The sequence below is a fragment of the Massilia sp. SYSU DXS3249 genome (assembly GCF_053668055.1).
Genome location: NZ_JBSIPX010000009.1, coordinates 14,138 through 40,562, shown reverse-complemented (window position 1 = coordinate 40,562; position 26,425 = coordinate 14,138). Strand labels below are relative to the sequence as shown.

General features: G+C 68.2%; 20 protein-coding genes and 1 riboswitch. Of the genes, 14 read left to right on the top strand and 6 right to left on the bottom strand.

The genetic code is table 11. The features are described from left to right. The first annotated feature begins 79 nt into the window (after positions 1-79). Positions 80-1,297 carry an MFS transporter gene (locus tag ACWCIA_RS12325; RefSeq protein WP_454163632.1) on the top strand — a complete coding sequence of 406 codons (1,218 nt, stop codon included), beginning with the start codon at positions 80-82 and terminating at the stop codon, positions 1,295-1,297. An 18-nt stretch (positions 1,298-1,315) separates the two neighbouring features. After that, positions 1,316-2,116, top strand: a complete 801-nt coding sequence (gene dkgB / locus ACWCIA_RS12320; RefSeq protein WP_454163631.1) for a 2,5-didehydrogluconate reductase DkgB — start codon at positions 1,316-1,318, stop codon at positions 2,114-2,116. A gap of 1 nt (position 2,117) precedes the next feature. On the opposite strand, the gene ACWCIA_RS12315 is transcribed toward dkgB, so the two are convergent. Continuing rightward, the gene (locus tag ACWCIA_RS12315; RefSeq protein WP_454163630.1) at positions 2,118-2,816 is read right to left on the bottom strand and encodes a glutathione S-transferase family protein; all 699 of its coding nucleotides are present in this window, start codon (positions 2,814-2,816) and stop codon (positions 2,118-2,120) included. 305 nt (positions 2,817-3,121) lie between these two features. Between ACWCIA_RS12315 and ACWCIA_RS12310 the strand changes: the two genes are divergently transcribed. After that, a complete protein-coding gene (locus tag ACWCIA_RS12310) occupies positions 3,122-4,081 on the top strand; it encodes a DUF535 family protein (protein WP_454163629.1) in 960 nt (319 codons plus the stop codon). Positions 4,082-4,153: 72 nt separating this feature from the next. Continuing rightward, positions 4,154-4,252: riboswitch (TPP riboswitch) on the top strand. A gap of 86 nt (positions 4,253-4,338) precedes the next feature. Next, positions 4,339-6,462: a TonB-dependent siderophore receptor gene (locus tag ACWCIA_RS12305; RefSeq protein ID WP_454163627.1), complete on the top strand. Its 2,124-nt coding sequence runs from the start codon at positions 4,339-4,341 to the stop codon at positions 6,460-6,462. A gap of 136 nt (positions 6,463-6,598) precedes the next feature. On the opposite strand, the gene ACWCIA_RS12300 is transcribed toward ACWCIA_RS12305, so the two are convergent. Continuing rightward, positions 6,599-7,126, bottom strand: coding sequence for an AAA family ATPase (locus ACWCIA_RS12300; protein WP_454163626.1), 528 nt, complete (start codon positions 7,124-7,126; stop codon positions 6,599-6,601). Then, entirely contained in the window at positions 7,123-7,716 is a 594-nt protein-coding gene (gene pnuC / locus ACWCIA_RS12295) for a nicotinamide riboside transporter PnuC (RefSeq protein WP_454163624.1), read from the bottom strand. Before pnuC ends, ACWCIA_RS12300 begins: the two co-directional genes overlap by 4 nt. Before the next feature lie 255 nt (positions 7,717-7,971). On the opposite strand from pnuC, the gene ACWCIA_RS12290 reads away from it, so the two are divergent. From ACWCIA_RS12290 to ACWCIA_RS12255, 8 genes are all read left to right on the top strand, one after another. After that, positions 7,972-9,219 (top strand): efflux RND transporter periplasmic adaptor subunit, encoded by a 1,248-nt coding sequence (locus ACWCIA_RS12290; RefSeq protein WP_454163623.1) that lies wholly within the window; start codon positions 7,972-7,974, stop codon positions 9,217-9,219. 22 nt (positions 9,220-9,241) lie between these two features. Beyond that, on the top strand, positions 9,242-9,904 hold the full coding sequence (locus ACWCIA_RS12285; protein WP_454163621.1) for an ABC transporter ATP-binding protein: 663 nt from the start codon (positions 9,242-9,244) through the stop codon (positions 9,902-9,904). A 13-nt stretch (positions 9,905-9,917) separates the two neighbouring features. Next, complete coding sequence (locus ACWCIA_RS12280) at positions 9,918-11,165, top strand: ABC transporter permease (protein WP_454163619.1); 1,248 nt, start codon at positions 9,918-9,920, stop codon at positions 11,163-11,165. Beyond that, positions 11,165-12,361, top strand: coding sequence for an ABC transporter permease (locus tag ACWCIA_RS12275; protein WP_454163617.1), 1,197 nt, complete (start codon positions 11,165-11,167; stop codon positions 12,359-12,361). Before ACWCIA_RS12280 ends, ACWCIA_RS12275 begins: the two co-directional genes overlap by 1 nt. 15 nt (positions 12,362-12,376) lie before the next feature. Further along, positions 12,377-13,837, top strand: coding sequence for a sigma-54-dependent transcriptional regulator (locus tag ACWCIA_RS12270; protein WP_454163616.1), 1,461 nt, complete (start codon positions 12,377-12,379; stop codon positions 13,835-13,837). After that, positions 13,834-15,243 (top strand): sensor histidine kinase, encoded by a 1,410-nt coding sequence (locus ACWCIA_RS12265; protein ID WP_454163614.1) that lies wholly within the window; start codon positions 13,834-13,836, stop codon positions 15,241-15,243. Before ACWCIA_RS12270 ends, ACWCIA_RS12265 begins: the two co-directional genes overlap by 4 nt. Before the next feature lie 250 nt (positions 15,244-15,493). Further along, on the top strand, positions 15,494-17,092 hold the full coding sequence (locus ACWCIA_RS12260) for a BCCT family transporter (RefSeq protein WP_454163612.1): 1,599 nt from the start codon (positions 15,494-15,496) through the stop codon (positions 17,090-17,092). Between the two features lie 49 nt (positions 17,093-17,141). Continuing rightward, the gene (locus ACWCIA_RS12255; RefSeq protein ID WP_454163610.1) at positions 17,142-17,843 is read left to right on the top strand and encodes a MarC family protein; all 702 of its coding nucleotides are present in this window, start codon (positions 17,142-17,144) and stop codon (positions 17,841-17,843) included. 63 nt (positions 17,844-17,906) lie between these two features. Here ACWCIA_RS12255 and ACWCIA_RS12250 read toward each other — a convergent pair whose 3' ends face one another. After that, complete coding sequence (locus ACWCIA_RS12250) at positions 17,907-20,054, bottom strand: S46 family peptidase (protein ID WP_454163608.1); 2,148 nt, start codon at positions 20,052-20,054, stop codon at positions 17,907-17,909. Positions 20,055-20,234: 180 nt separating this feature from the next. Here ACWCIA_RS12250 and ACWCIA_RS12245 point away from each other — a divergent pair, with 180 nt between their 5' ends. Beyond that, the gene (locus ACWCIA_RS12245; protein WP_454163606.1) at positions 20,235-21,224 is read left to right on the top strand and encodes a bile acid:sodium symporter family protein; all 990 of its coding nucleotides are present in this window, start codon (positions 20,235-20,237) and stop codon (positions 21,222-21,224) included. Positions 21,225-21,440: 216 nt separating this feature from the next. Here ACWCIA_RS12245 and ACWCIA_RS12240 read toward each other — a convergent pair whose 3' ends face one another. Together ACWCIA_RS12240 and ACWCIA_RS12235 are read right to left on the bottom strand one after the other, a co-directional pair. After that, positions 21,441-22,082: a redoxin domain-containing protein gene (locus ACWCIA_RS12240; RefSeq protein ID WP_454163604.1), complete on the bottom strand. Its 642-nt coding sequence runs from the start codon at positions 22,080-22,082 to the stop codon at positions 21,441-21,443. A gap of 52 nt (positions 22,083-22,134) precedes the next feature. Beyond that, positions 22,135-24,246 (bottom strand): protein-disulfide reductase DsbD family protein, encoded by a 2,112-nt coding sequence (locus tag ACWCIA_RS12235; RefSeq protein ID WP_454163603.1) that lies wholly within the window; start codon positions 24,244-24,246, stop codon positions 22,135-22,137. A 301-nt stretch (positions 24,247-24,547) separates the two neighbouring features. Here ACWCIA_RS12235 and ACWCIA_RS12230 point away from each other — a divergent pair, with 301 nt between their 5' ends. Continuing rightward, the gene (locus tag ACWCIA_RS12230; RefSeq protein WP_454163601.1) at positions 24,548-26,404 is read left to right on the top strand and encodes an ABC transporter ATP-binding protein/permease; all 1,857 of its coding nucleotides are present in this window, start codon (positions 24,548-24,550) and stop codon (positions 26,402-26,404) included. Positions 26,405-26,425: the final 21 nt, after the last annotated feature.

Below are 26,425 nucleotides of genomic sequence, written 5' to 3'. Positions count from 1 at the left end.
ATTCTACGCCAGGGCCTGTTTCTCCAGGCCGGCGGCGCGCACACTGCAGCTCCTTTTCGCCCGGCTACAGGAGAAACCCATGCCACTTGCCCTCTGGGCGCTCACCTTGAGCGCATTCGCCATCGGCACCACCGAATTCGTCATCGTCGGCCTGATTCCCGACGTCGCCGCCAGCCTCGGCGTGTCTGTCCCTTCCGCCGGCCTGCTGGTGAGCGTGTATGCGCTCGGCGTCGCGGTCGGCGCGCCCATCCTCACCGCCCTCACCGCCGGCGTGCCGCGCAAGCGGCTCCTGATCGCGCTGATGCTGCTGTTCACGATCGGCAACCTGGTCGCTGCAAACGCGCCGGGCTACGCTTCGCTGATGGCGGCGCGCGTGCTGACCGGCCTGGCGCACGGCGTGTTCTTCTCGATCGGCTCGACCATCGCCACCAGCCTGGTGCCCAAGGCCCAGGCGGCACGTGCCATCGCATTGATGTTCACCGGTCTGACGGTGGCGCTGGTCACCGGCGTGCCGCTCGGCACCTGGATCGGCCAGCAGTTCGGCTGGCAATCTACTTTTCTGGCCGTGGCCCTGCTCGGCGTGGTTGCCATGGTCGGCAGCTGGCTGCTGGTCCCGGCCGCGATCGGCTCGGCAGGCGCAACTAAGCCGGTCCGCCTGGCCGAGCAGTTCGCGGTCTTCGCCAAGCCGCGCCTGCTGCTGGTGTATGCGATCACGACGCTCGGCTACGGCGGCTCCTTCATCGCCTTCACCTATCTCGCGCCCATCCTGCAGGAGGTGGCCGGTTTCGCGCCGGCGAGCGTGGGCCTGGTGATGCTGGTGTATGGCGTGTCGGTCGCGGCGGGCAATATCTGGGGCGGGCGCCTGGCCGACCGCAAGGGACCGGTGCGCGCCCTGCAGATCGTCTTCTCGCTGCTGGCCGCCGTGCTGGCGCTCCTGACCTTCACCGCGCCGCATCCGGTGCTGGTGGTGGCCACGGTACTCGCCTGGGGCGCGGTCGCCTTCGGCAACGTGCCGGCACTGCAGCTGTACGTGGTCCAGCGCGCCGAACGCGACGCGCCGGGCGCCCTCGACATGGCATCCGGCCTGAACATCGCTGCCTTCAACCTCGGCATCGCCCTCGGCGCCTGGGGCGGTGGCCTGGTGCTGGAACACCTCGGCCTGATGGCGACGCCGCCGATCGGCGCCGCCATCGTCCTCGGCGCGCTGGCCCTGAGCACGCTAGCCGGCCGCCTCGACCGGCGCGACGCCCGAACTGCTGCGGCGCCTGCGCCGCAACCCGCCCACGAACTCGTTTAACACCACAAGGACACCCACATGAACATGCCATCCATCGGCGCCGGCACCTTCCGCCTGCAGGGCCAGCAAGCCATAGCCAGCGTCGCCCACGCCCTCGACCTGGGCTACCGCCACATCGACACCGCCCAGATCTACGGCAACGAACTCGAAGTCGGCCAGGCGCTCGCCGCCAGCGGCCTGCCGCGCGACCAGGTCTTCGTCACCACCAAGGTCTGGACCGAGCACCTGGCCGGCGACGCCCTGATACCGAGCCTGAAGGAGAGCCTGCACAAGCTGCAACTGGACTCGCTCGACCTGGCCCTGATCCACTGGCCCTCTCCCGGCGGCAAGGTGGCCGTGCCCGAATCGATGGCGGCCTTGCTCGAAGCGCGCACACTCGGCCTGACGCGCGCCATCGGCGTCTCGAACTTCACCATTCCCCTGATGCGCGAGGCGATCGAGGCCGTGGGCGCGGCGAACATCGCCACCAACCAGGTCGAGCTCCATCCATGGCTGCAGAACCGCGCGGTCGCCGCCTTCTCTCGCGCGCACGACATCCGCGTCACGGCCTACATGCCGCTCGCCTATGGCAAGGTGCTGCACGACCCTGTGCTGCGGGCCATCGCGGCGCAGCGCCAGGCAAGCCCGGCGCAGGTCGCCTTGGCCTGGTCGCTGGCCAAGGGGCACGCGGTGATCCCCTCGTCGACGCAACGGGCCAACCTGGCCGCGAACCTAGAGGCTGCCCAACTGGTACTGGAGCCGGCCGACATCGCCGCCATCGACGCCCTGGACCGCGGCGAGCGCCTGGTGAATCCGGATTTCGCCCCGGCCTGGGACTGAGCTATTCGTCGAGCTCGGGGTAGCGCCGGAAGATGCCTTCCTCGTTGAACGGCAGCCGGCGCGGCGAGCCCAGGTAGGCGGCGATGCGCGGACGGGCCGCAATCCGCGCGCGCAGGGCCGCCAGGTTCGGATGCTCGGCCAGGATGCGCGCAGTCGCCTTTGGGAAGGCGTAATCCAGGCCTTCGAGCACCTGGAACAGGGACAGGTCGGCGTAGCTGAGCTGCGCTCCCGTCAGGAAGTCCTGCTCGCCCAGCACGTGCGCGAAATAGCTGAAAAACTTCGGCATGCGCGCGGCCGTGAACTCGGCGGCGCGGCGGCGCGCCTCCGGCTTCTGGTCTTCGTAATACAGGCCGGCGCCGACCGGATGGTGGGTCTCGTGGGCTTCCGCGACCAGGTCGGCGATGGTCAGCTGCAGCTGGTGGGTCCAGAGCCGGCCGGCCGTGTCCTGCGGCGCCAGCCCGTGGCGCTCGCCGAGGTACATCAGTATTGCCGCCGTCTGGCCGATCGTCATGCCGCCGCTGCGCAGGAAAGGCGGCGCGAAGGCCGGCGTCTGGCCTTCCTTCAGCGCGGCCATCATGGCATCGCTGCCGCCCGGCCCGCGCGCCACATCCTCGTAATCCTCGCCCGCTTCCTCTAAGGCCAGGCGGACGAATTCGCCGCGTCCCTGGATGCCCGGCCAATAAAACAGTTGGTAAGCCATCGTGCCCTCCGCCGTGGTGGAGCCACGAGTATGGAACAGAATCCGGCGGGGCTGCGCGCGCCTCGGATCGGTGCCATGCGTCGGGGATATGGTATCTTTCAGGAAACGAACGGTGACGTTCGATCATAAAAACAGACCGAACTGAAGGAAGAACGATGTTGCGAGGACGCGTCCGCGGCGGGGAACATGCCGGCAAAAATATTGCCTCAAAGAATTTATTTCCCTTGAGCAATCTCACCGCCCGAGCGCCCCAGGTAGGACAACATGAGCCTGTCCGCAACCCGACGTCTCCGAAGGAAGGCTCCATGATCTTCTCTCACCTGACCCGTCACTGGCTGGCCTACCGCCGGCGGCTGCCGCTCTCCTCCTGGCTGCTGTCGACCCTGCGCAGTGCGCGCGTGCTGCTGTTCTACCGCGACCACGCCGCCCTGTGCCAGCTCGATGTCTACCGCAACTACGTGATGGCGGCGCCGCACGACGATCCCTTCCACCATCTCAGCCACCGTGGCTACCTGGTCGAGGGCCTGAGCGCGCGCCAGCGGGTGCAGTGCGTGCTGTCGCACTACCGTTTCGAGGAGACCACCTTCGACGCCGCCTACAAGCAGGCGGTTTACGCGGCCGGCGGCCTGACGCTGTGGCGGCATGCGGCCGAGGGCAGCGAGTTCCTGATCCGGCTCGAGATGGCCTCGCGCATGAATGCCGAGGGCGACCTGACCATCGCCCTGGTCGCCGACGGCAAGGTGCTGCAGCGGCTCTCCTTTTCCTGGGTCGACGGCGCCATTGCCGGCGTGCCGGTGCCGCTGGTGCCCTTCATCGCGCGCAACCAGGGACGCTGGACCGATTCGACCGAAGCCTTCGAGGCTTTCGAGCGCTGCTTCCCCAACAATTCGCCGAGCTTCTTCTGCTTCGCCGCGATGCAGGGCGTGGCCCAGGCGGTCGGCATGGAACAGGTGCTGGCCGTGAAGTGCGAGGCCCACATCGCCTACGACCCGGCGGACGCCAAGCACTTCGCCAACGCCTACGACGGCTTCTGGAAGGTCCTCGGCGGCGTCGAAATGCCGGGTTCGGCCTGGCTGATCGCCTTGCCCTTCTACCTCAAGCCGCTGGCCGACATGCCGTCCAAGCACCGCAAGCGCGCGGCCCAGCGCCGCGAGTACTGGCGCGCGATCGGCGACGGTGCGCGCGGGACACTGCAGCGGCACCTGCTGCATGCGCGCTCGCATCATGAGCATGCGGCGCCCTTGCGCGAAACCGCCGAGGTGTAAGCGGTTTCGTATCGCGCCTTCCCGCCCTGCATTGACAGAACCACCACGGCTCGAGCAGGCCGTGTTACACTCGCGCCTCGCTAGGGGTCCTGGAATTCGCGTTCCGGGTGAGAGATACCCTTCGTACCTGATCTGGATAATGCCAGCGAAGGAAAGCGCAACGCAGTCCCTTTCTTTGTGTGCCCTTCCCCCACGTTGGCTCCGGCTTTTTGTTTAAAAGCGGCGCCTCCGTGCGCCGCTCAAATCCTGAGCAAGCAATGAACCCTGTCTTCAAGCATTCCCTCCTCGCCTGCGCCCTGGCCCAGGCTTTCGCCGTCCATGCGTCTGAACAAACGGCCGAGCCGATCGCCTCGGTCCACGTCAGCGGCAGCAAGTGGGCCGCGAGCGAGCGCGCCAGCGTCGGCGGCTTCGCCGACATGGCGATCATCGACACCCCGGCCTCGATCAGCGCCTTCAGCCGCGAGCAGATGCAGGACCTGTCGATCCGCAGCGCCAGCGAAGCCGTGGCCTACGATGCCTCCGTCGGCGACGCCTACAACGCCGTCGGCTATGCCGAGCAGTTCTCGGTGCGCGGCTTCATGTTGAACAACAACTCGGGCTACCGCAAGGACGGCTTCGCCATTCCGGCCGACACCCAGATCCCGCTCGAAAACAAGGAGCGCTTCGAGCTGCTCAAGGGCGTGGCCGGCATGCAGGCGGGCCTCGCCGCCCCCGGCGGCCTGCTGAACTTCGTCACCAAGCGCCCGACGAATGCGCCCCTGCGTTCGGTGACGGTCGAGGCGCGCGAGCGCGGCACCCTGTACGGCGCCGTCGACCTCGGCGGACGCTTCGAGGACCGCCGCTTCGGCTACCGCGTGAACGCCGCCGCCGAGCGCCTGCGCTCCTACGTGGAAGGCGCCGACGGCAAGCGCCAGTTCGCATCCGGCGCCTTCGACTGGCAGATCACGCCGGACGCACTGCTGCAGCTCGACATGGACATCCAGCACAAGGAGCAGGTCACCGCGCCCGGCTACCAGCTGATCCGCGGCGTGGCGCTGCCGGCCAATGTGTCGCCCAAGACCCTGCTCAACGACCAGCCATGGACCAGGCCGGTCGACACCGACAGCGCCAACCTCGGCCTGCGCTTCGACTACCGCTTTGCGCCCGACTGGCGCGCCACCTTCTCCGCCAACAAGCACTGGTTCAAGCGCGACGACTTCACCGCCTTCCCCTACGGCTGCAGCAACGAGGGCGAGGGCTTCTATCCGGGCTACTGCTCGAACGGCGACTACGACGTCTACGACTACCAGAGCACGGGCGAGCGCAAGACCCCGTTCGGCGTCCAGGCGCAGGTCCAGGGCCGCTTCGCGACCGGCGCCCTGCGCCACCTGCTCACCGCCGGCATCGGCTACAGCGAACGCCACAACAGCTACGGCGACTATGTCTACGACTACGCCGGCTCCAGCAATATCTACGTGAACCAGGTCGTCGATCCTGCGCCGGGCAACCCGAGCACCGGCCCGGTCAGCGAACGCTTCAGCGAGCGCGAACGCTCGCTCTTCGTGCAGGACATCATGACCCTCACGCCGGACCTCGCCCTGCACACCGGCCTGCGCTACGTGAAGATCGCCAGCGAGCAGCTGCCGGAACCGGAGCTCGGCTGGACCTCGAGCCGCGCATCCTTTCTGCTGCCGAGCGTGTCGCTCGTCTACAGCCTGAACCCAGGCTGGAACGTCTACGGCACCGTCGCCCACGGGCTGGACGCCGGCGGCGTGGCCGAGATGGAGACCACCAACCAGAACCAGGACCTGGGCCCGAACCGCTCGAAGCAGTTCGAGCTCGGCACCAAGGGCGAGGTCGGCGGCGTGGCGCTGAGCGCGGCGCTGTTCCAGATCACCAAGGGCTTCGAGTACACGAACGCGGAGAACACGTTTGTCCGCAACGGCAACCAGCAGCACCGCGGCATCGAGCTGGCCGCCCAGCGGAGCAGCGGCGCGCTGACCTACGGCGCCTCGCTGATGGCACTGCGCGCGCGGCAGGAAAACACGGGCGATGCGCTGTACGACGGCAAGCGCGTCACCAATGTGCCGGAGCTGAAGTCGACGCTCTGGGCCGATTACGCGGTCCCCGCCGTGCCCGGCCTGAAGGTCGGCGGCCAGTGGCAGTACGCCGGCGAGAAGTCCTTCGATCCGGAGAACACGGTCAACGTCCCGGGCTACCACGTGTTCGGGCTGAATGCGTCGTATGGGCTGAAGATGGGAGCGACGAACGTGACCCTGCGTGCGCGTGTCGACAACGTGGCGGACAAGTTCTACTGGCGCGACGTGACGCAGCAGCTGGGCGGTTACCTGCTGCCGGGGGCACCGCGTACCTTCCGGTTGTCGGCGCAGGTGGATTTCTGACGGCAAAAGTGTGCTGAGGTCCTGAACGCGTGGAGTCAGGAGGCTCGGCGCCCCCCTCACACCCTACGTCTGGCGCGATGCGTAGGGTGGAGTCCCCGACTCCACGCGTTGCTGCGCCACCGGAACCCGCGGCCGTCTACACCGCGGCGATGACTTTCAACGCCGCTTCCACCTGCCGCACCCGCTGCGCCAGGTCTCCCTGCACCAGCACGAAGGGGATGCCGCGCGCGTCCAGTTCCTCCACCACCATCGCGTACACCCGCGCGCGCACCGCTTCCGATTCGCGCATCAGGCCGTCCGGCACCCAGGGCAGGTCGGGCGCCGTCACCAGCGTCAGCGCGTAGTCGTGCCTGGCCGCCAGCGCGTCGAGCTGCGCATCCACCCTTCCCCAGTACACGCGGCTGTAGAGCGCCGTCATCAGCGGCGTCGTGTCGCAGAACAGCAAACGCCTGGCGCGTGCCGCCGCCGCGTCCTCGCGCTCCTGCTGGGTGCGCGCAATCCCGAACTGGTCGGATTCGCAGGGCACGCGCCCATGCGTGTCCACGAACTCGCGCAGGTACTCCGGCACCCAGAGCGTATCGTGGGCCCGGGCCAGCACTTCGCACAGGGTCGACTTGCCGGAGGACTCGGCGCCCAGCACGGCGATGCGCAGCACGCCGCTCATTTGTCCACCCCTGCGATATTGCTCCACGCCCGCAGCCCACGCGCGGCCAGCAGCACGAACACCGCGTACAGCACCGCCGTCACGTACAGGTCCTTGTAGACGTACAGGCCCACATAGAGCACGTCGACGATGATCCACACATGCCAGTTCTCGACTTTCTTACGCGCCAGCAGGAGCTGGCCGACCAGGCTGCCGGCCGTGAGAAAACCGTCGGTGTGCGGCACGTCGGTGTTGGTGTACGTCGCCAGGAACCAGGACAGCGCCAGGTAGGCCGCGCCCCAGGCTGCGATCGCCCAGGCCCAGCCGGCGCCGCCCAGGCGCGTCACCGTCAGGCGGGTCTCGCCGGCGCCGCGCAGCCACTGGCTCCAGCCCCAGATGGATGCGGCGATGAACACCAGTTGCAGGCCGCTGTCGCCGTACAGGCGGGCGTCGAAGAAGACGACGGCGTAGGTGCCTGAAGACGCGATCGAGAACAGCCAGGCCCAGTGGTTCTGGCGGATGTTGAGGAGGACGGTCGTCACCGCGAGGGCAAACGAGATCAGTTCCAGCGGGGTGGTGCTCAGGCCAAGTACGGCAATGGTGTCGTTCATGCGCGGTGTGAGGGAAAGGCGGGGCCGCCGCGGGCGGCGGCGGCATCGGTTGCGACGCGGCGTTTGCAAGCAACAGGCGAAGGTCAGCAGGCGATTATCCGAGAGCAGGCCCGATTGCGCAAGCGCCACTGTCCGGATCCGGACACGATTGCCCGCCGCCGGGCAGCCAGCCCCCTTCCCAACCCGCGCCCACGGGGCAAAACGGGCTGGCACGGCCCTTGCAATAGAAGGGGCAAGACTACTGACCCGATCACCATGGACCAAGCCCTCGATCCCGCCTTCCTGCGCCGCCGCCGGCACATCCGCCTGGCGTCCAGCCTGCTGCTGCTCGCCGGCCTCCTCGGCGCCGCCTGGGGCCTGAACCGCGTGCTGCGCCCCAGCCTCGACGCCGCCGACGTCAACGTCTCGGTCGTGCGCCGTGCCGACATCGCCAACACCGTCAATGCGGCCGGCGTCGTCATCCCCGTGCACGAGGAAGTCGTCGCCAGCCCGGTGGCGAGCCGCGTGTCCCGGGTCCATGCCAAGCCCGGACAGCAGGTGGCCAAGGGCGAGCTGCTGCTCGAACTCGACGACCGCGAAATCCGCCTCGCGCTCGACGCCCTCCAGGAGCAGCTCGCGCAACAGGAAAACCGCATCGACGCGCTGGCGGTCGATCTCGACCAGAAGCGCAAGCAGCTCACCAGCAGCATCGAACTGCTCGAACTCGACCTGCTCTCGGCGCGCGCCCGCCACGAGCGCAACCAGAAGCTGCGCCAGAGCGGGCTGGTGTCGGGCGAAGACCTGCTGGGCGCGGAACTGAACGTCAAGCGCACCGAGATCCAGCTGCGCCAGCAGCGCGAACTGATCGCGGACAGCCGGCGCGCCACGGCCGGCAGCGTCGACGCGGCCAACCTGCAGAAAGCCATCCTGAAAAAACAGATCGCCCAGAAGGAGCGGATGCTGGCCCAGGCGCGCGTGGTCGCGCCCTTCGCCGGCATGCTGACCTCGCTGGTGCAGGAAGAAGGCGCCAGCGTCGGCGCCGGCCAGCTGCTGGCGCGCGTCTCGGAGCTGAGCAACTACCGGGTCGAGGCCACGCTGTCGGACTTCCATGCGCGCCTGCTGGCGCCGGGCCAGCAGGTCCGCGTCGAACAGAACGGCGAGGTCCTGGCCGGCCAGGTCGCCACCATCCTGCCCGAGATCCAGAACGGCACCGTCAAGCTGCTGGTCGACCTGGCGCAGCCGCACAACCCGCTGCTGCGCAACAAGATGCGCGTCGACGTCAACATCGTCACCGCGAAAAAGAGCGGCGCGCTGGTGCTCGACGCCGGCGCCGCCTTCAACGGCAGCGGGCGCCAGGCGGCCTTCGTGGTCGAGGACGGCCTCGCCCGCAAGACCACGCTGCAGCTGGGCGGCGGCGACGGCCAGCTGGTCGAGGTAGTGGCCGGCGCCCGCGCGGGCGACCGCTTCATCGTCTCCGACACGCGGGCATTCGCCGACCGCGACAGCATCCGCATCGCGAACTAACAACATACAACAAGGGAACGCCATGATTCGACTGAGCAAAGTGAGCAAGACCTACCGCACCGACAAGGTGGAAACCCTGGCGCTCAAGGACGTCGACCTGCACGTGAAGCAGGGAGAATTCGTCGCCATGATGGGCCCCAGCGGCTGCGGCAAGAGCACCCTGCTGAACCTGATCGGCCTGCTCGACCGGCCGGGCCAGGGCAGCATCGAGGTGCAGGGCACGCCGATTACGCGCTACCGCGACAAGCAGGTGGCCCAGCTGCGCAACAGCACCTTCGGCTTCATCTTCCAGAGCTTCCACCTGATCCCGGACCTGCGCGTGATCGACAACGTCGAACTGCCTCTGCTGTACAGGAAGATGGACCGTGCGGAGCGCCGCCGCCTGGCGCGCGAGGCGCTGGAACGGGTCGGCCTGGGCGCGCGCATGGACCACTACCCGAACCAGCTCTCGGGCGGCCAGCAGCAGCGCGTGGCGATCGCGCGCGCCATCGTCGGCCGGCCGCAGGTGCTGCTGGCCGACGAGCCCACCGGTAACCTCGACAGCAAGATGGGCGAGGAAGTCATGGACATCCTGCTCAAGCTGAACCAGGAAGGCACGACGGTGGTCATGGTCACCCACGACGAACGCGAGGCGCGCCGCACCAACCGCATCGTGCGCGTGTTCGACGGCCAGCTGGTCGCCTGATCCGGGGGCCGCCATGTTCCGCAACTACCTGCTGACCGCCTGCAAGGTCTTCATGCGCCGCAAGCTGTTCACCCTCATCAACCTGCTGTGCATCGTGATCACGCTGGTCGTGCTGATGGTGATCGCCTCGCTGCTGGAGACGGCCTTCCGCCCGTCCGGCGTCGAGGGCAGAAGCGACCGCTTCCTGCAAGTGTTCATGATGCGCATGGACAGCCCGGGCGGCGACAGCCGCAGCAATACCCCGCTCGGCTACAAGCTGATCGACAAGTACCTCAAGCCGATGCCGGGCGTCGAGCGCGTCGCCGCCGTCACCCTGCCCTCGCCGGTGTCGGTCTACCAGGGCGGCGGCGTGAGCGAACTGCAGATGCGCCGCGCCGATGCCGATTACTGGAAAATCCTCGACTTCCGCCTGCTGGCCGGGCGCCTGCCCACCAGCGCCGACGACGAGGCCGGGCGCATGGTCGCGGTGCTCAACGAGAGCAGCGCACGGCGCCTGTTCCCGGGCCGGGCCGGCGCCGCCATCGGCCAGCGCCTCGACGTCGGTGGCCAGCAGTTCGAGATCGTCGGCGTGGTCGAGGATGCGATGCACCTGAACGCCTTCGCCGACATCTGGGCGCCGATCACCACCTTCGCCTCCAGCGACTACCGCAACGACCTCACCGGCATGTTCACCGCGCTGGTGCTGGCTGCGCACCCGGACGACCTGCCGCGCATCCGCGAACAGGTGGCCCGGATCGCGAAGGGCGTGGTGCCCGACGACCCGAAGCAGTGGAAGACGATCCGCTTCTGGGCCGACAGCAAGCTCGATCTGTTCGCCCGCCTGACGGTCGGCAGCGACGAGGTGGCCGAGTCCGGCGCCGGCCTGCTGCTGACGGTCATCGCCGTGGCGATGGTCGTGTTCATGCTGCTGCCGGCGCTGAACCTGGTCAACCTGAACACCGGGCGCATCATGGAGCGGCGCGCGGAGATCGGCGTGCGCAAGGCCTTCGGCGCCACCAGCCGCCAGCTCGCCGTGCAGCTCGTGATCGAGAACATCCTGCTGTGCCTGGCCGGCGGCCTGCTGGCGCTGGGCGCCACCGCCGGCGTGCTGGCGTGGATCGAGAACGCCGGCCTGATCCCCTACCTGCAGGTCGACCTGAACCTGGCCGTCTTCGGCTGGGGCATGCTGATCGCCACCGTTTTCGGCCTCGTCTCGGGCGTCCTGCCTGCCTGGAAGATGTCGCGCCTCGACCCCGTCCACGCCCTGAAGGGAGCCCGCTGATGTTCCGCCACCTGCTGCAACTGACCTGGAAGCGCAAGTCCAGGAACCTGATGCTGAGCCTCGAGATCCTGCTCGCCTTCTGCATCGTCTTCGCCGTCGCCGCCTTCGGCGTGCGCTACAGCCAGCTCTACGACATGCCGCTCGGCTTCGACGGCGCCGACGTCTGGTCGGTCACGATCCAGGCCGGCGACAACGGCAAGACGCGCTTCGACGAGGGCGTCTACGAGGGCTTCCGGCGCAGCCTGGCCGAGCTGCCGGAAGTGCGCGGGGTCGCGTTCGCCGGCTTCGAGCCGTACGCGATGTCGACCCATTCCAGCGACCTGCGGCGCGGGAACGACAAGTCGGTCGACACCGAGCTGCTCGAGGCCGACGACAGGCTGGCCTCCGTGCTGGGCCTGAAGCTGGTCGAGGGCCGCTGGTTCTCGCAGCTGGACAACGGCGCCGCCGAGCGCCCGGCCGTGATCAACCGGCGCATGGCCGAAGCCATGTTCCCCGGCGAGCGCGCGCTCGGCCAGCAGTTCCGCGACGGCGAAGGACCGAAGCAGGAGACGCGCTACCGGGTGGTCGGCATCGTCGACGAGTTCCGCCAGAAGGGCGAGCTGGCGGCCCCGGTCAACTTCGCCTTCCTGCGCTTCGAGGCCGGCAAGAACGAGCGCGACATCCGCACCATGCTGCTGAAGGTACAACCCGGCACCGAGCGCAGTTTCGAGACGCGCCTGAACCGCCGCCTGAAGCTGGTCAGGAACGACTGGTCGTACCAGATTTCCCCGCTGTCCTCGCAGCGCGCGACCATGCTGCGCAACCAGACGACGCCCCTGCTGGTGGTCGCCGTGATCGCCGCCTTCATGCTGCTGATGGTCGCCTTCGGCCTGTTCGGCGCGCTCTGGCAGAACACCACCCAGCGCATCCCCGAGATCGGGCTGCGGCGCGCGATCGGCGCCAGCGCCGGCCAGATCTACCGCCAGATCATCGCCGAACAGTTCATGCTCAGCTCCGCCGCGATCCTGCTCGGCCTGGTCCTGTTGGTGCAGCTGCCGCTCACGGGCGCCCTCGGCGAGAGCCTGAACTGGACGGTCTTCGGCGGGGCCGCGGCACTGGCGACGGCCGTGATCTATCTGATATCCTCCGTGTGCGCGGTGTATCCGGGTTGGCGCGCCAGCCGCCTGAGCCCGACCGAAGCGCTGCACTACGAATAGGATCCATCACCACCGATGCAAGCTTCCCCCTCCCCGCGTATCCTGGTCGTCGACGACGACGCGGCCGTCCAGGCCTCGCTCGCCCTGCTGCTCAAGCAATCGGGTTACGAACCGCTGCGCGCCGCCAGCGCGCCCGACGCCCTCGCGCTGCTGGCGCGCGAGGAAAGCGAAGGACGGCTGGTCGACCTGGTCCTGCAGGACATGAACTTCTCGCTGCAGACGGGCGGCGAGGAAGGCCTGGCCCTGTTGGCGCAGCTGCGCGAACGCCACCCGGCGCTGCCGGTGCTCCTGATGACGGCCTGGGGCTCGATCGGCCTGGCGGTGGCCGGCATCAAGGCCGGCGCCGCCAACTTCTTTACCAAGCCCTGGGACAACGCGCAACTCGTGGAGCTGGTGCGCGCCACGCTGGACTTGGCCGGCGATGCGCTGGCATCGGACGATGCGAGCCCATCGCCGGCTACCAAAAAATCGCGGCGCACGCTCGACGCCAGCTTCGATTTCGGCGACATCGTCGGCGAACACCCGAAGCTGCTGCGCGTGCTTTCGACCATCGGCCAGGTCGCGCGCACCCGCGCCTCGGTGCTGATCCTGGGCGAAAGCGGCACCGGCAAGGAACTGGTGGCCGACGCGATCCACCGCAACAGCCCGCGCGCGGCGCGCCCCATCGTCAAGATCAACATGGGCGCGATCACCTCGTCCCTGTTCGAGAGCGAGATGTTCGGCCACGTGCGCGGGGCCTTCACCGATGCACGCAGCGACCGCCAGGGCCACGTCGCCAGCGCCGAGGGCGGCACGCTCTTCCTCGACGAGATCGGAGAACTGAACCGCGGCGACCAGGTCAAGCTGCTGCGCGTGCTGCAGGACGGGCGCTACCAGCCGGTCGGCGCCAGCCGCAGCGAGCAGGCGGACGTGCGCGTGGTCTCGGCCACCAACCGCGAACTGGCCGAACTGGTCGCCGCCGGCGAATTCCGCGAAGACCTGTTCTACCGCCTGAACCTGATCACCATCCGCCTGCCGCCGCTGCGCGAGCGGCGCGGCGACATCCCGCTGCTGGCGCGGCACATCGTGGGCAAGGTCGCCGAGAGCTACGGTCTGGGCGAGGTCACGCTCACCGGCCAGGCGCTCGACTGGCTGGTGGCCCAGCCCTGGCCGGGGAACATCCGCCAGCTCAAGCAGACCCTGGAACGCACCCTGCTCCTGGTCGACAAGGCGCAGCTGACCCAGGCCGATTTCATCGCCGCCGGCCAGCTCGAGGAAGGCGGCGCAGGCAACGGCGCGGCGCGCCTGGGCGTGGACGGCATGACGCTGGAACAGGTGGAGCGCCACATGATCGAGCAGGCCCTTGGCCAGCACGCCGGCAACATCTCGCGGGTAGCCAAGGCGCTCGGCCTGTCGCGCACGGCGCTGTACCGGCGGCTGGAACGGCACGGCCTGGGAGAGTACGGCGGCGAGCCGGGCGCCGGGACCGACGCGTGAGCCTGCGCCGGCGGCTGGGCGCCTACATCCTCGCGCTGCACCTGGTGCCCTTCGCCTGCGCCGGCCTGCTGCTTCCCGAACAGCCGGCCCTGTTCGTCGGCGCCGAGCTGCTGCTCTTGATCAGCCTGGGCATCGGCCTGCGGCTGCTGCGCCATGCCCTCGAGCCGCTCGACTACACCCGGCGTTTCCACGACCTGCTGCAGGACCAGAACTACGCCAACCGCCTGGCCTCGCCGCGCTCGGGCGAACTGGGCGAACTGGTCGCGATGTTCAACACCATGCTCGCGGCCCTGCACCGCGAGCGCCTGGCCGCCGGCGAGCAGCAGGCGCTGCTCGACCGTTTGCTGGAAGCGACGCCGAGCGCGGTGCTGGTGTTCGACTTCGACGGCGCCATCAGCCTGGTGAACGCCAGCGCCGCCGCGCTGCTGGGACTGGACCAGCCGCAGGGCAAGACGCTGGCACACTTGCTGGGAGCCGAATCGGCCTCTCCGCTCCCGCGTACGCACGAACGCCAGCGCGACCTGGTCGCCCAGCTCGACACCCTGGCGCCGGGCGAAAGCCGCCTCCTCACCGACCTCGATGCGCGCCGCTACCGCGCCCAGCGCGGGCAGTTCTACGACCGCGGCTTCGCGCGCCACTTCCTGATCGTCGAGGAGCTGACCGCGGAACTGGAAGACTCGGAACGCGCCACCTACGCCAGGCTGGTGCGGGTGCTCGCGCACGAGGTCAACAACACCGTCGCCGCCACCTGCTCGGTGCTCGATTCGCTGCTGTTCTACCGCGACCAGCTGCGCGAGCAGGACGCCGCCGACTTCTCGACGGCCGTGGTCGCGGTCCGGCGCCGCAACGCCAGCCTGGGCGAATTCATCGACCGCTTCACGCGGGTGGTCAAGATGCCGGAGCCGGACCTGCGCCCCGCCAGCCTGCGCGCCATCGTCGACGACATCCTCTGGCTCAACCGCGAAGGCTGCGCCAGCCGCGGCATCGACCTGCGCTGGCAACGCTGCGACGACATCGAACCGCTGCCGATGGACGCCCAGCTGATCGAACAGGCGCTGCTCAACATCGTCAAGAATGCGATCGAGGCAGTGGCGGCGCGCCAGGCCCAGGGCGTCCCCGGCGGCCACGTGCACCTGGCCCTGGCGGCCGAGGACGGCGAGGTGCTGCTTTCGGTCAGCGACTCGGCCGACCTGCTCGGCGAAGTGGCGCCGCGCCAGCTGTTCACGCCCTTCTTCACCACCAAGCCGGGCGGCCAGGGCATCGGCCTGATGTTCGTGCGCGAGGTGCTGACGCGGCACGGCTTCGCATATGCATTGGGCTCGACCGGCGAAGGTGAAACGCGCTTCACTGTCCGCTTTGCCGGCGCGTCCGCGCCGGCCCCGGCACACCTCCACGACGGCCGATAAGGTTCAGGAAGACCGTTTCCGCTGCATACCCCCCGTGGCCGTCCGCGCACGACAGCCGGCGCCCCGGAAGCGGCATTCTTGCGATAAATGCTATTCTTTTAAAACATCCATCCTGCATGGTGGCCGGTGGCGGCTTGCGTCCCCATCGTTTTACCGTTTCGCTTGCGGCACACGCTGCGGGCCTGGGAAGGCCGCTTTCACTGCCAGGTCTGCCTGTCCGGACTGCAACCAAACTCCGTCAGGAACACATATGGTTTTTCGTATTTCACTGTTATTGATCTTCGCGCTGGCAGTAGCCGCGGGACTCGCGCCGAAACCCTTCGAAGCGGCCAGCGATGCGGCGCTTGCCGCCATCATCCAGAACGCCGGCTGGCTCTACCTGCTGATCGTTTTCCTCACCCTGGTCTTCCTCGGCTGGCTCGCCTTCGGCCCCACGGCGCGGCTGCGCATCGGCGGGCGCGACGCCGAGCCCCAGTTCTCGAATGCCGCCTGGCTGGCGATGCTGTTCGCCGCCGGCATGGGCATCGGCCTGGTGTTCTGGGGCGCCGCCGAGCCGATCTCGCACCTGACCAAGCCGCCGGAGCGGCTGCCGCCGATGACGCCCCAGGCGGCCAGCGCGGCGATGCGCTACACCTTCTTCCACTGGGGACTGCACCCCTGGGCCATCTACGGCCTGATGGGGCTCGCCATCGCCTGGTTCCAGTACAACCGCAATGGCCGCGGCATGATCAGCGACCTGCTGCAGCCCCTGATCGGCGACCGCCACCTCGGCTGGATCGGCAAGCTGGTCAACATCGTCGCCGTGGTGGCGACGGCGATCGGCGTGGCCACCACCCTCGGTTTCGGCACCATGCAGATCAGCGCCGGCATGACCCGGGTGTTCGGCCTGCCCAGCGGCCTGGGCATGCAGCTGACGGTGATCGGCGTGTGCTTCGTCATGTACATGGCCTCGAGCGCCAGCGGCGTCGAGCGCGGCGTCAAGTGGCTCTCGAGCGCCAACCTGGCGCTGGCCGCGTTCCTGCTGGTGGCCGTGGCGATCCTCGGGCCGACCGGATTCATCTTCGATGCCTTCACCACCTCGCTGGGCAGCTACCTCGACCACCTGATCGAAATGAGCCTGCGCATGGCCCCGTACTCCGCCAACCCCTGGGTGGCCGAGTGGACCATCTTCTACTGGGCCTGGTGGATCTCCTGGTCCCCGTTCGTGGGCTCGTTCATCGCGCGGGTGTCCTACGGGCGCACGGTGCGCGAGTTCGTGCTGGGCGTGGTGGTCGCACCGAGCCTGCTCGGCTTCGCCTGGTTCGCCACCTTCGGCGGCACCGCGCTGTGGGCGCAGCTGTTCGGCGGCGTCGACATGGCCGGGGCGCTGGCAGCCGGCTATGAGACGGTCCTGTTCCGCATGTACGATGCCCTGCCGCTCTCCGGCATCCTGTCGGGCCTGAGCATCGTGCTGCTGGTGATCTTCTTCGTGACCTCGGCCGATTCCGCGGTGCTGGTGCTCGGTTCGATGTCGAGCGAGACGGCCGGCGATCCAACGCTGGGACGCAAGTTCGCCTGGGGCATCGCGATCGCGCTGATCGCCGCCGCCATGCTGATGGCCGGCGGCCTGGACGCCCTGCAGACCCTGATCACGGTCGCTGCCCTGCCCTTCGCGCTCTTGATGATCGCGGTGATGGTGGGACTCTACCGCGTGCTCAGCCTGGAAGCCCTGCGCGAGAAGGCCACCGAAAGGCGCGCGCGCCGCGCGATCGAGGACTGGATTGCGCGCGAGCAGAAACAGCGCGCACTGGCCCGGCGCACTGGCGACGCCGCCGGAGGCCGTTCCGGCGCCCCGGATCGACGACCTTGAGCCGCCGCCCCCCGGGATTTTCCATGCAAGACAAACGAGCGCATCGACTGTGACAACCGAGCTCCTGTTGGCAGCCGGCAAGGCCTTCCTCTTCGTCCTGGCGACCATGCTGCCCATCCTGAACCCGGCGGCGACGGCGCCGATCTTCCTGAGCCTGACCGATGGCGCATCGCCGGCGACGCGCACCCTGCTCGCGCGCCGCATTGCGCGCAACATGTTCTGGCTGATGACGGGTTCGATGCTGGTCGGGTCCTATGTCCTCGATTTCTTCGGCATCTCCCTGCCCATCGTGCGCGTCGGCGGCGGCCTGCTGCTCGCTTCGGTGGCCTGGCGCCTGCTCAGCGCCTCGCCCAGCACGCCCGACAGCCGGGTCGCCCTCGCCGAAAGCTTCACGGCGGACCATGCCCACCGCCAGGCCTTTTATCCACTGACCTTCCCGATCAGCTGCGGCCCGGCCTCGATCTCGGTCGCCATCACGGTCGGCGTCTCCCTGCACGACGTCCGGCTCGTGATCTCGCTGGCGCGCATGAGCGGCGCCCTGCTCGCGCTGGCCATCATCGGGGTGCTGCTGTATCTCGCGTTTCGCTACGGCGAACACTTCCTGCGCCTGATCGGCGACGCGGGAACGGCCGTCTTCCTGCGCCTGACCGCCTTCATCCTGCTCTGCCTCGGCGTGCAGATCGTGTGGGATGGCTTGAGCGAGCTGATGATGGACGTGCTGGCGATGGCGGCCCAGTTGCGTGCCGTGTAGGCCGCGCCGTCGCAAAAAAAACGGCGCCCGAAGGCGCCGCTGTGGTGTCAACGATCCCGCCGCTTACTTCTTCGGATACTTGATCGTCATTTCCTTGAGCAGGTTGTCGGCGCCGTCGACTTCCTTCATCACCCACAGCATGTAGCGGATGTCGACGTGGATCGCGCGCGTGATCGCGGTGTCGAAGTACCAGTCCTTGGTGATCGACTCATAGGTCGAATCGAAGTTCAGGCCGACCAGTTCGCCGCGCTTGTTCATGACGGCCGAACCGGAGTTGCCGCCGGTGGTGTCGGCGCTCGACAGGAAGTTGACCGGCACCGTGTTCAGCACCGGGTCCTTGAACACCCCATAGCGCTTTTCCAGGACGGCTTTCTTCAGCGTTGCAGGGACCAGGAACGGGTCCTTGTCGGTTTCCTTTTCGACGATGCCCTCGACCGTCGTGAACGGACCCTTGACCAGGCCGTCGCGCGGCGAGTACGGCGAGACGGTGCCGTAGGTGACGCGCAGGGTCGAGTTGGCGTCCGGGTAGACCGGCTTGCCCTGCGACTTGCGGTAGGCGATCACGGCCGACATGTATTGCGGGATGGTGCGGTCGAGGTTGCCGTCGACTTCCTTGCGGCGCTCCTCGAGCTTCGCCGCGACGTCGTTCAGGCGCACGGCCAGCTGGATGAACGGGTCGTTCGACTTGCGGAAGGCTTCCACGTCCTGGCCCATCCAGGCGAGGCGCCTGGCGGTGTCGGCCAGTTCGGTGCCCTTGTAGAAGCCGTCGAGCTGGTTCGGGCTCGGGACCAGGCCGTCCAGGCCTTGCGGATGCAGCTTCCCGTCGATCTTCGCGTAGCGGGTCAGCGCCGCGGCCCAGCGGGCGCGGTCGACGGCCGGGACGAAGGACTGCTCGAGGCGGGTCAGGCGGGCCTTGATGAAGGACAGGTCGCGTTCCTGGTAGCCGGTCTCGCGCTGGGCGTCCGGCTTCTGGCGTTCCTGCGCCAGGCGGTACAGGGTGCGCGCGCTCTTCAGGAGGTCGCTGTGGGTGGCTTCACCGTAGGCGCCCTCTTCGCGTGCGAGCGCCATGTCGAGCGCGATCACGGCATCGAGGTCGGCCAGCAGCGTCTTGCCGTTGCCGTTGCGGGCGCCGTTCTTCTCGTACCAGCTGCGGAACTCGGCGTCCTGCACGTCCTTGATGGACGCAATGTCCTTGCGCGCGAAGCCGTCGAGCAGGCCCTGGCTCTTCTTGAGGACGTTGTTCAGGCTCTTGGCGACGCTGGCATAGCGCACCTCCCAGGCGGCGTTGCCGCGGGTAGCAGCGGCGATCGTTTCCAGGTCGGCCGTGATGGTCGCGGCCTTGCCCGGCAGGTCGACGTCGCGCGCGAAGCGGATTTCGGACGGCAACTTGTAGCGGCTGGTGCGGCCCGGGTAGCCGGCCAGCAGGATCGGGTCGCCGTTCTTCAGGCCTTCGGCGGAGACCACCAGGAAGTCCTTCGACTTATACGGCACGTTGTTCGGCGACGGGTCGGCCGGGCGGCCGTCCGGGCCGACGTAGGCACGCAGGAAACTGTAGTCGCCGGTCTGGCGCGGCCACTCGTAGTTGTCGATGTCGCCGCCGAAGTTGCCGATCTTGTCCGACGGCGCATGCACCAGGCGCACGTCGCGGATCATCAGCTGCTTGATGCGGTAGTACTCGAGGCCGCGGTGGAAGGCCGGCACCGAGCAGCGGTAGGCCTTGTCGCTCTCGCACTCGGCGATCAGGGCCTTGATGCGCGAGGAGATCGCCTCGTTGCGCTCGCGGCCGGACATGTTCGCGCCCAGGTCCTTCAGCACGCGGTCGGTCACATTCTCGACCTTCTCGGTGACGTACACGAGGGTGTTCGGGCCGCCCGGCAGTTCTTCGGCGCGGGTCTTCGCGAGGAAGCCGTCGACGATGTAGTTCTTTTCCGGGGTCGCGTTGCGCTGGATGGCGCCGTAGGCGCAGTGGTGGTTGGTGACCACCAGGCCGTCGGGCGACACGAAGGAGGCCGAGCAGCCGCCCAGCGACACGATCGCGCTCATCGGGTGCTTCGACAGGTCCGCCAGCTTCTCGGCCGGCATCGTGATGCCGATGCGTTTGAGTTCGGATTTCAGCTGCGGCAGCTGGTGCGGCTGCCACTGGCCTTCGTCGGCGACGGCATGGCCGGCCACGCCCAGGAGGGCAACGGGAAGGACGATCGATTTGAACAAGGTAGGACCCCGGATGAGTGAAAACAAAACGGCGAGTATAGCCCGGTTGCCGGAGGGCGAAAACGGTTTTTTTGGCGTCAATACGGGTCGCGCCGATGCTGCGATGCCGCAGCCGGCGCCGCGCCGCGCTTACCGCTAGAATGGGCGATTCGCCCGTTGGGCATGCAACGAAAGAACGCCATGGGACGCCTCGCCACCCTCCTCTCCACCGCCATGCGCCGCCTCGCGCTGGACGCCTTCACGATCGCCCTGCTGGGGATGGTCCTGCTGGCGAGCCTGCTGCCCGCCAGCGGCCAGGTGGCCGAGGTGCTGGGCGACGTCACCACCGTGGCCATCGGCCTGCTGTTCTTCCTGCACGGCGCCAAGCTCTCGCGCGAAGCGCTGCTGGCCGGGATCGCGCACTGGCGCCTGCACCTGCTGGTGCTGGCCTCGACCTTCGTCATGTTCCCGCTGATGGGATTGGCGCTCAAGCCGCTGGCGCTGTCGCTGCTCACGCCCGAGCTGTACATGGGCATCCTGTTCCTGTGCGTGCTGCCCTCGACCGTGCAATCCTCGATCGCGCTCACCGCCCTCGCGCGCGGCAACGTCGCCGCGGCCGTCTGCAGCGCCTCGGCCTCGAACTTCATCGGCATCTTCCTCACGCCCCTGCTGGTGGGCGCCCTCATGCTGCAAAGCGCGGGCGCCAGCGGCGGCTTCGATCAGGTCATGAAGATCGTCCAGCAACTGCTGCTGCCCTTCATCGCCGGCCAGCTGCTGCGCCCCTGGATCGGCGCCTTCGTCGACCGCCACAAGCCGGTGCTGCGCTACGTCGACCAGGGCTCGATCCTGCTGGTGGTCTACACCGCCTTCAGCGAATCCGTGGTCGAGGGCCTGTGGCAGCACATCTCCGGCGCGACGCTCGCCACGCTGATCGCAATCAGCTGCCTGATGCTGGCCGTCGCGCTGGGCCTGGCCACCTGGACCAGCCGCCGCCTCGGCTTTTCAAAAGAGGACGAGATCACGATCGTGTTCTGCGGCTCGAAGAAAAGCCTGGCCAGCGGCGTGCCGATGGCGAAGGTGCTGTTCGCGCCCTCGGCGCTGGGGATGATCATCCTGCCGGTGATGCTGTTCCACCAGATCCAGCTGATGGTGTGCGCGGTGCTGGCGCAGCGCTGGGCGCGCCGGCCTTGACCGGATCGTCCTTGGGCGCGGCGACCAGCACGTTCGGGCAGGCTTCGCGCGCCACCTTCTGCTGTACCACCTGCACAGCAACGGCGCGGCCGTCGACGACGGGCCTGGGATGACGGGGAAAGAGCATGGCGGATCCGCTTGAATTGATGACAACACAAGCTGGGGCCGGAGCCTGGCTCTTCAAGAGAGGCGCCGGCCCACCGTCCCGCTGCCGCCTCAGGACTTGTACTTCACGTTGCAGCCATACGGCCGCGTGACGGCTTGCGCGACGTTCTCGCCCTTCAGCACCGATTCCAGCGCAGTCTTGAAGAGCGGATCGGCCTTCTCGATGTCCGCCGCCTTGGCCGACGCGATGCTGTCGATGCCGCCCGCGTAGCGCAGGATGCCCTTGGCGTCGATCACGAACATGTGCGGCGTGGTGCGCGCGTCGTAGGCCTTGCCGATGGCGCCTTGCGGGTCCAGCAGGACCGCGGTCGGCGCCGCATTGCGGCTGGCGGTCAGCTCGTCGGCCTTGGCGCCGGTGACATGGCCCTGCTCGCCGGGCGCCGAGGAGATCACGCTCAGCCAGACGACGCCCGCGCCCTTCGCCTGCTTCTGCAGGTTCTGCATGTTCGACGCGCCGTAGTGCTTCTTCACGTAGGGGCACTCGTTGTTGGTCCATTCCAGCACGACGACCTTGCCCTTCAAATCGGCCAGCTTGTGCTGCTGGCCCTTGCTGTCGACCGCCGTGAAGGCAGGCGCGGGTTGGCCGACCGCGGGTGCGGCCATGGCCGGGGCGGCGAACATCAGGCCGGCGCCGGCCAGGGCTGCCGTCAGTGCGGTGGTGCGCAGCATCGCGCGGCGTGGAAGACTATTCATGAAACCCCTCCTTGAAAAGTACGTGGTTAACGACCGGGAAAAGCTATTTGGCTTACTTCCTGGATGACTGCTTGAACGACTCGGTAACGATCGCCTGCGTCAGCACCGGCGGCAGCACCACCGGTTCCCTGCCGGGCGCGTAAAACGCGTAGAACGGCAGGCCGTCGCGCTGGAACGATTGTAAAAAAGCGGTGATGGCCGGATCGCGCTTGGTCCAGTCGCCCTTCATGTAGACCACGCCGCCGTCCTGCATGGCCTGCTGCACGGCGGCAGTCGACAGGGTCGTGCGCTCGTTGACCAGGCAGGTGATGCACCAGGCGGCGGTCATGTTGACGAACACCGGCTTGCCCTCGGCCCGCAGTCTGGCAAGCCGCTCGGCGCTGTACGGTTCCGCATTCTTAGCCTGCGGAGCCGACGCCGCCGCCGGCTCCGTCACATGCAGGGCGGTCATCAGGCCAAGCAGTCCGGCGACGCCTACCAGCGCCGCGCCACGCGGCCACCACGGCCTCTTGGCGCCATGCTGGCTCAGGCCGGCCAGCCACGCCACCAGCCCGACCAGCACGGTGCCGGCCAATGCCATGCGCAGGCCCGCTTCGCCCGCCTGCTGGGCCACCACCCACAGCAGCCAGGCCGCCGTGGCGTACATCGGGAAGGCCATGGCCTGGCGCAGCCTGACCATCCACAGGCCGGGCCGCGGCAGGCGCCCCGCCACGGCCGGGAAGAGTCCCAGCAAGAGGAAAGGCAGGGCCAGGCCAAGGCCCATCATGGCGAACACGACGAGGCTGACGTAGGCCGGCGCCACCAGCGCCGAACCGATGGCTGCGCCCATGAAGGGCGCGGTGCAGGGCGTCGCCACCACCACCGCCAGCAAGCCGGTAAAGAAGCTGCCCGCGTGGCCCTTGCGTTCGGCCAGGCCCTGGCCCGTGCCGGCCAGCGAGCCGCCCACCTCGAACACGCCGGACAGATTCAGGCCGATCGCCAGCATCAGCCAGCACATGGCCGCGACGAACAGCGGCGACTGGAACTGGAAGCCCCAGCCGACGGCGCTGCCGCCCGCGCGCACCGCGAGCAAGGCCAGCGCCAGCGCCATGAAGGCGGCCAGCACGCCCAGGGTATAGAACACGCCGGACAGGCGCACGGCGCGGCGGTCGCCGCCGGACATGCCTGCCACGGCCGTGGCCTTGATCGCCAGGACGGGAAACACGCAGGGCATCAGGTTCAGGATCAGCCCGCCGAGGAAGGCAAAGGCGGCCATCTGCCACAGCGGCAGGCTGGCGGGTGTGTCGGCAGCGGTGGCGGGGGCGGCGTCAGGGGCGGCAGCGGCCGGGAGCTCCAGCGCGAACCAGCGTTTCTGCCCGCCGCCGTCGGTCACCGCCAGCAGTCCCGGCGCCGGCCCGGGCGCATAGCCCTGGCCTTTTTGCAGCGTCAGGGTCATCGCGCCCTGCTCCACCTTCAGCGGCTGCTCGGCGACGTGGTCGACCACGCCCCAGCCTTCCGGGAAATACAGGGCCGACTGCACGGACTGCGGGGAGATGCCCGCGCCCTCGACGCGAAGCTGCAGCGCCGTCCCGCCGGCGGCAAGCGTGGCCTTCCAGGGTGCCGCTTGCGGCTGGCGTGCATCCGTCGCGGCGAAGGATGCGCGGACCGCGTCGCCGGCCGGGCGTGCGCTCGCTTCCACGGGCAGGGTCAGGCGGAACTTGCCCTCTTCGGGAATGCACTCCTTCTCGCAGACCACCCAGTCAGCCTTCGCCTCGATGACGAGCTCACTGCCGGGCCGCGCATCCTGCGGGACGGTCAGGCTCATCGGGAAGACGACCTCGTTCTCGTAGCCATAGCTGGCCACCGGCCCGACGATGAAGCGGTCCGGTCCCGGCCAGGCAATCTCGCCGACGCTAACCCCTTGAGGCAGGCTGAAGTCGATCGTCGGCGGCGAGCCCGCATCGCCGGGATTTTTCCAGTAGGTGTGCCAGTGCGGCGCCAGGCGCTGGCGCAGGCCGATGCGCAGCTGCTGCCCCGGGCTGACGGCGGCATGGTCGCTGACCAGCGACACCGTGGCGCGCGGGCTCTTCTGCACGTTACTTTCTTCGGCAAGGGCCAGCGCCGGCAGCCAGAAGGTCAGCAACAGCGCCAGCGCCAGGGCGGCGACGGGAACGGATCGGTGCATGAAGTTGTCGATCATGGTGATGTGGGGGTCAGGCTCACTCAGGTTCAGTGTGGTTTCCAGTGCGAAAAAAACCGAACGCAGCTCCGCTTATGCACTGCCAACGATAAGGCAATTGCGCTGCGAGCGCAGCAGGCTGAGCGATGGGCGGTCGAAAAACAGGACAGGCTGCACGTTGCGCCGACTGGACGGCAACGCCGCTATGTCTGTTTCCGCACTGAACGGTTTAATTCCCAGCCCTATGCTGGGGGCGTGGCTCAGGCAGACGTGACCCGCCTGGCCCGCCAGACAAGGGCAACACGACATGACTACGACGACCTCCGCTCCTCCCGCCACCGCCCCCCACGAGGTCCCCGGCTCGCCGGACGCCAAACCCCGCGCCGCGCCCCTGTCCCTCGCCGCCTGGAAGCAGTTCGTCAAGGTCGCCAAACCGTACTGGCTGGGGGAGGAACGGAAAACGGCCTGGAGCCTGCTCCTGCTGCTGATCGTGCTGATGCTGGTCGAGACCAAGCTGGCCGTCATGCTGAACGACCAGGCCGGCGAGATGACCTCGGCGCTCGCGGCCAAGAACGGCGACCGCTTCTGGACCGCCGTGCGGGCCTGCCTGTTCGTGCTCGTCTTTGCGGTCCCGGTCTACGCCTTCTACTACTACATGCGCGACCTCTTCGCCAACCGGTGGCGGCGCTGGCTCACCGGCCGCTTCCTCGACGGCTACCTGAAGGGGCGCAAATACTATGCGCTCGGTTCGAGCAGCGAGATCGACAACCCCGACCAGCGCATCAGCGAGGACATCAACACCTTCACCGGCAGGTCGATCCACTTCCTGCTGATCTTCCTGGGCTCGATCATGCAGCTGGTGGCTTTCAGCGCCGTGTTGTGGTCGATCTCGCACCTGCTGGTCGGGGTGCTGGCGGTGTATGCGCTGGCCGGCACCGTGGTCGCCCTCTACGTGTTCGGCAACCCGCTGATTCAGCTGAATTTCTGGCAGCTGCGGCGCGAAGCGGACTTCCGCTTCAGCCTGATGCGCCTGCGCGAGAATGCCGAGTCGATCGCCTTCTACCGCGGCGAAGCCCAGGAGCGCGCCCACATCGACGGCAAGTTCGACAAGGTGATCCGGAATTTCGCCGGCTTGATCAAGAAGCAGCGCTCCCTCAACCTGTTCCAGCGCACCTTCAGCCAGCTCACCCTGGTGCTGCCGGGCGTGATCCTGGCCGAGGGCGTGCTGTCGGGCGAGCTGGAAGTGGGCCGGGCGATCCAGGCGACCGGCGCGTTTACGGCCGTGCTCTCGGCCGTGGGCGTCATCGTCGACAACTTCGAAAGCCTGAGCCGCTTCGTGGCGGGTATCGGCCGCCTGGAGGGCCTGGCCAAACTGGTGCTGCCCGAGCCACGATCCGAGGCCGAAGGCAGGCACCCGCGCATCGAGACCCGTCCGGGCGAGCACCTCGCGCTGGACGCGCTGACGCTGCATCCACCGCAGTCCGAGCGGGTGCTGGTCAAGGAGCTGAGCCTGGTCCTGAAGCCGGGCGACGCGCTCCTCATCACCGGCGACAGCGGCTGCGGCAAGAGCTCGCTCCTGCGCGCAATCGCCGGCCTGTGGCGAACGGGCAGCGGCACCATCCATCGCCCGCCGCTCGAAGACTTCTTCTTCCTGCCCCAGCAGCCCTACCTGCAGCCGGGCACCCTGCGCAGCCAGCTGATCTACCCGAGTGCACAGTCGGATCTGAGCGATGAACAGCTGCTGGCCATCCTCGACCAGGTCCACCTGCCCCAGCTGGCCGCGCGCGTGGGCGGCCTGGACGCGGTCCAGGACTGGGACAAGCTGCTCTCGGTCGGCGAGCAGCAGCGCCTGGCGTTCGCACGGGTGCTGGTGCACGAGCCGGCCATCGTGATCCTGGACGAAGCGACCAGCGCCCTCGACAGCGGCAACGAAGCCTCGCTGTATGCGCGCCTGCGCGCCGGCGGCGCCACCCTGGTCAGCATCGCCCACCGCCCCGCCGTGCTGCGCCACCACACGCACGTGCTGCACCTTCTGGGCGAAGGCGCATGGGAACTGCACGAGGCCAGCGGTTACCGGTTCGAGGAGCCGGCGGCCGACGCGGCCCATGGCGCTGCCCCTGCCGTGCATGCGCCCCTGATTCGCCCGCTGTCGGTAGCGGGGTAAACACGCAGGGTGTGCGGCTGC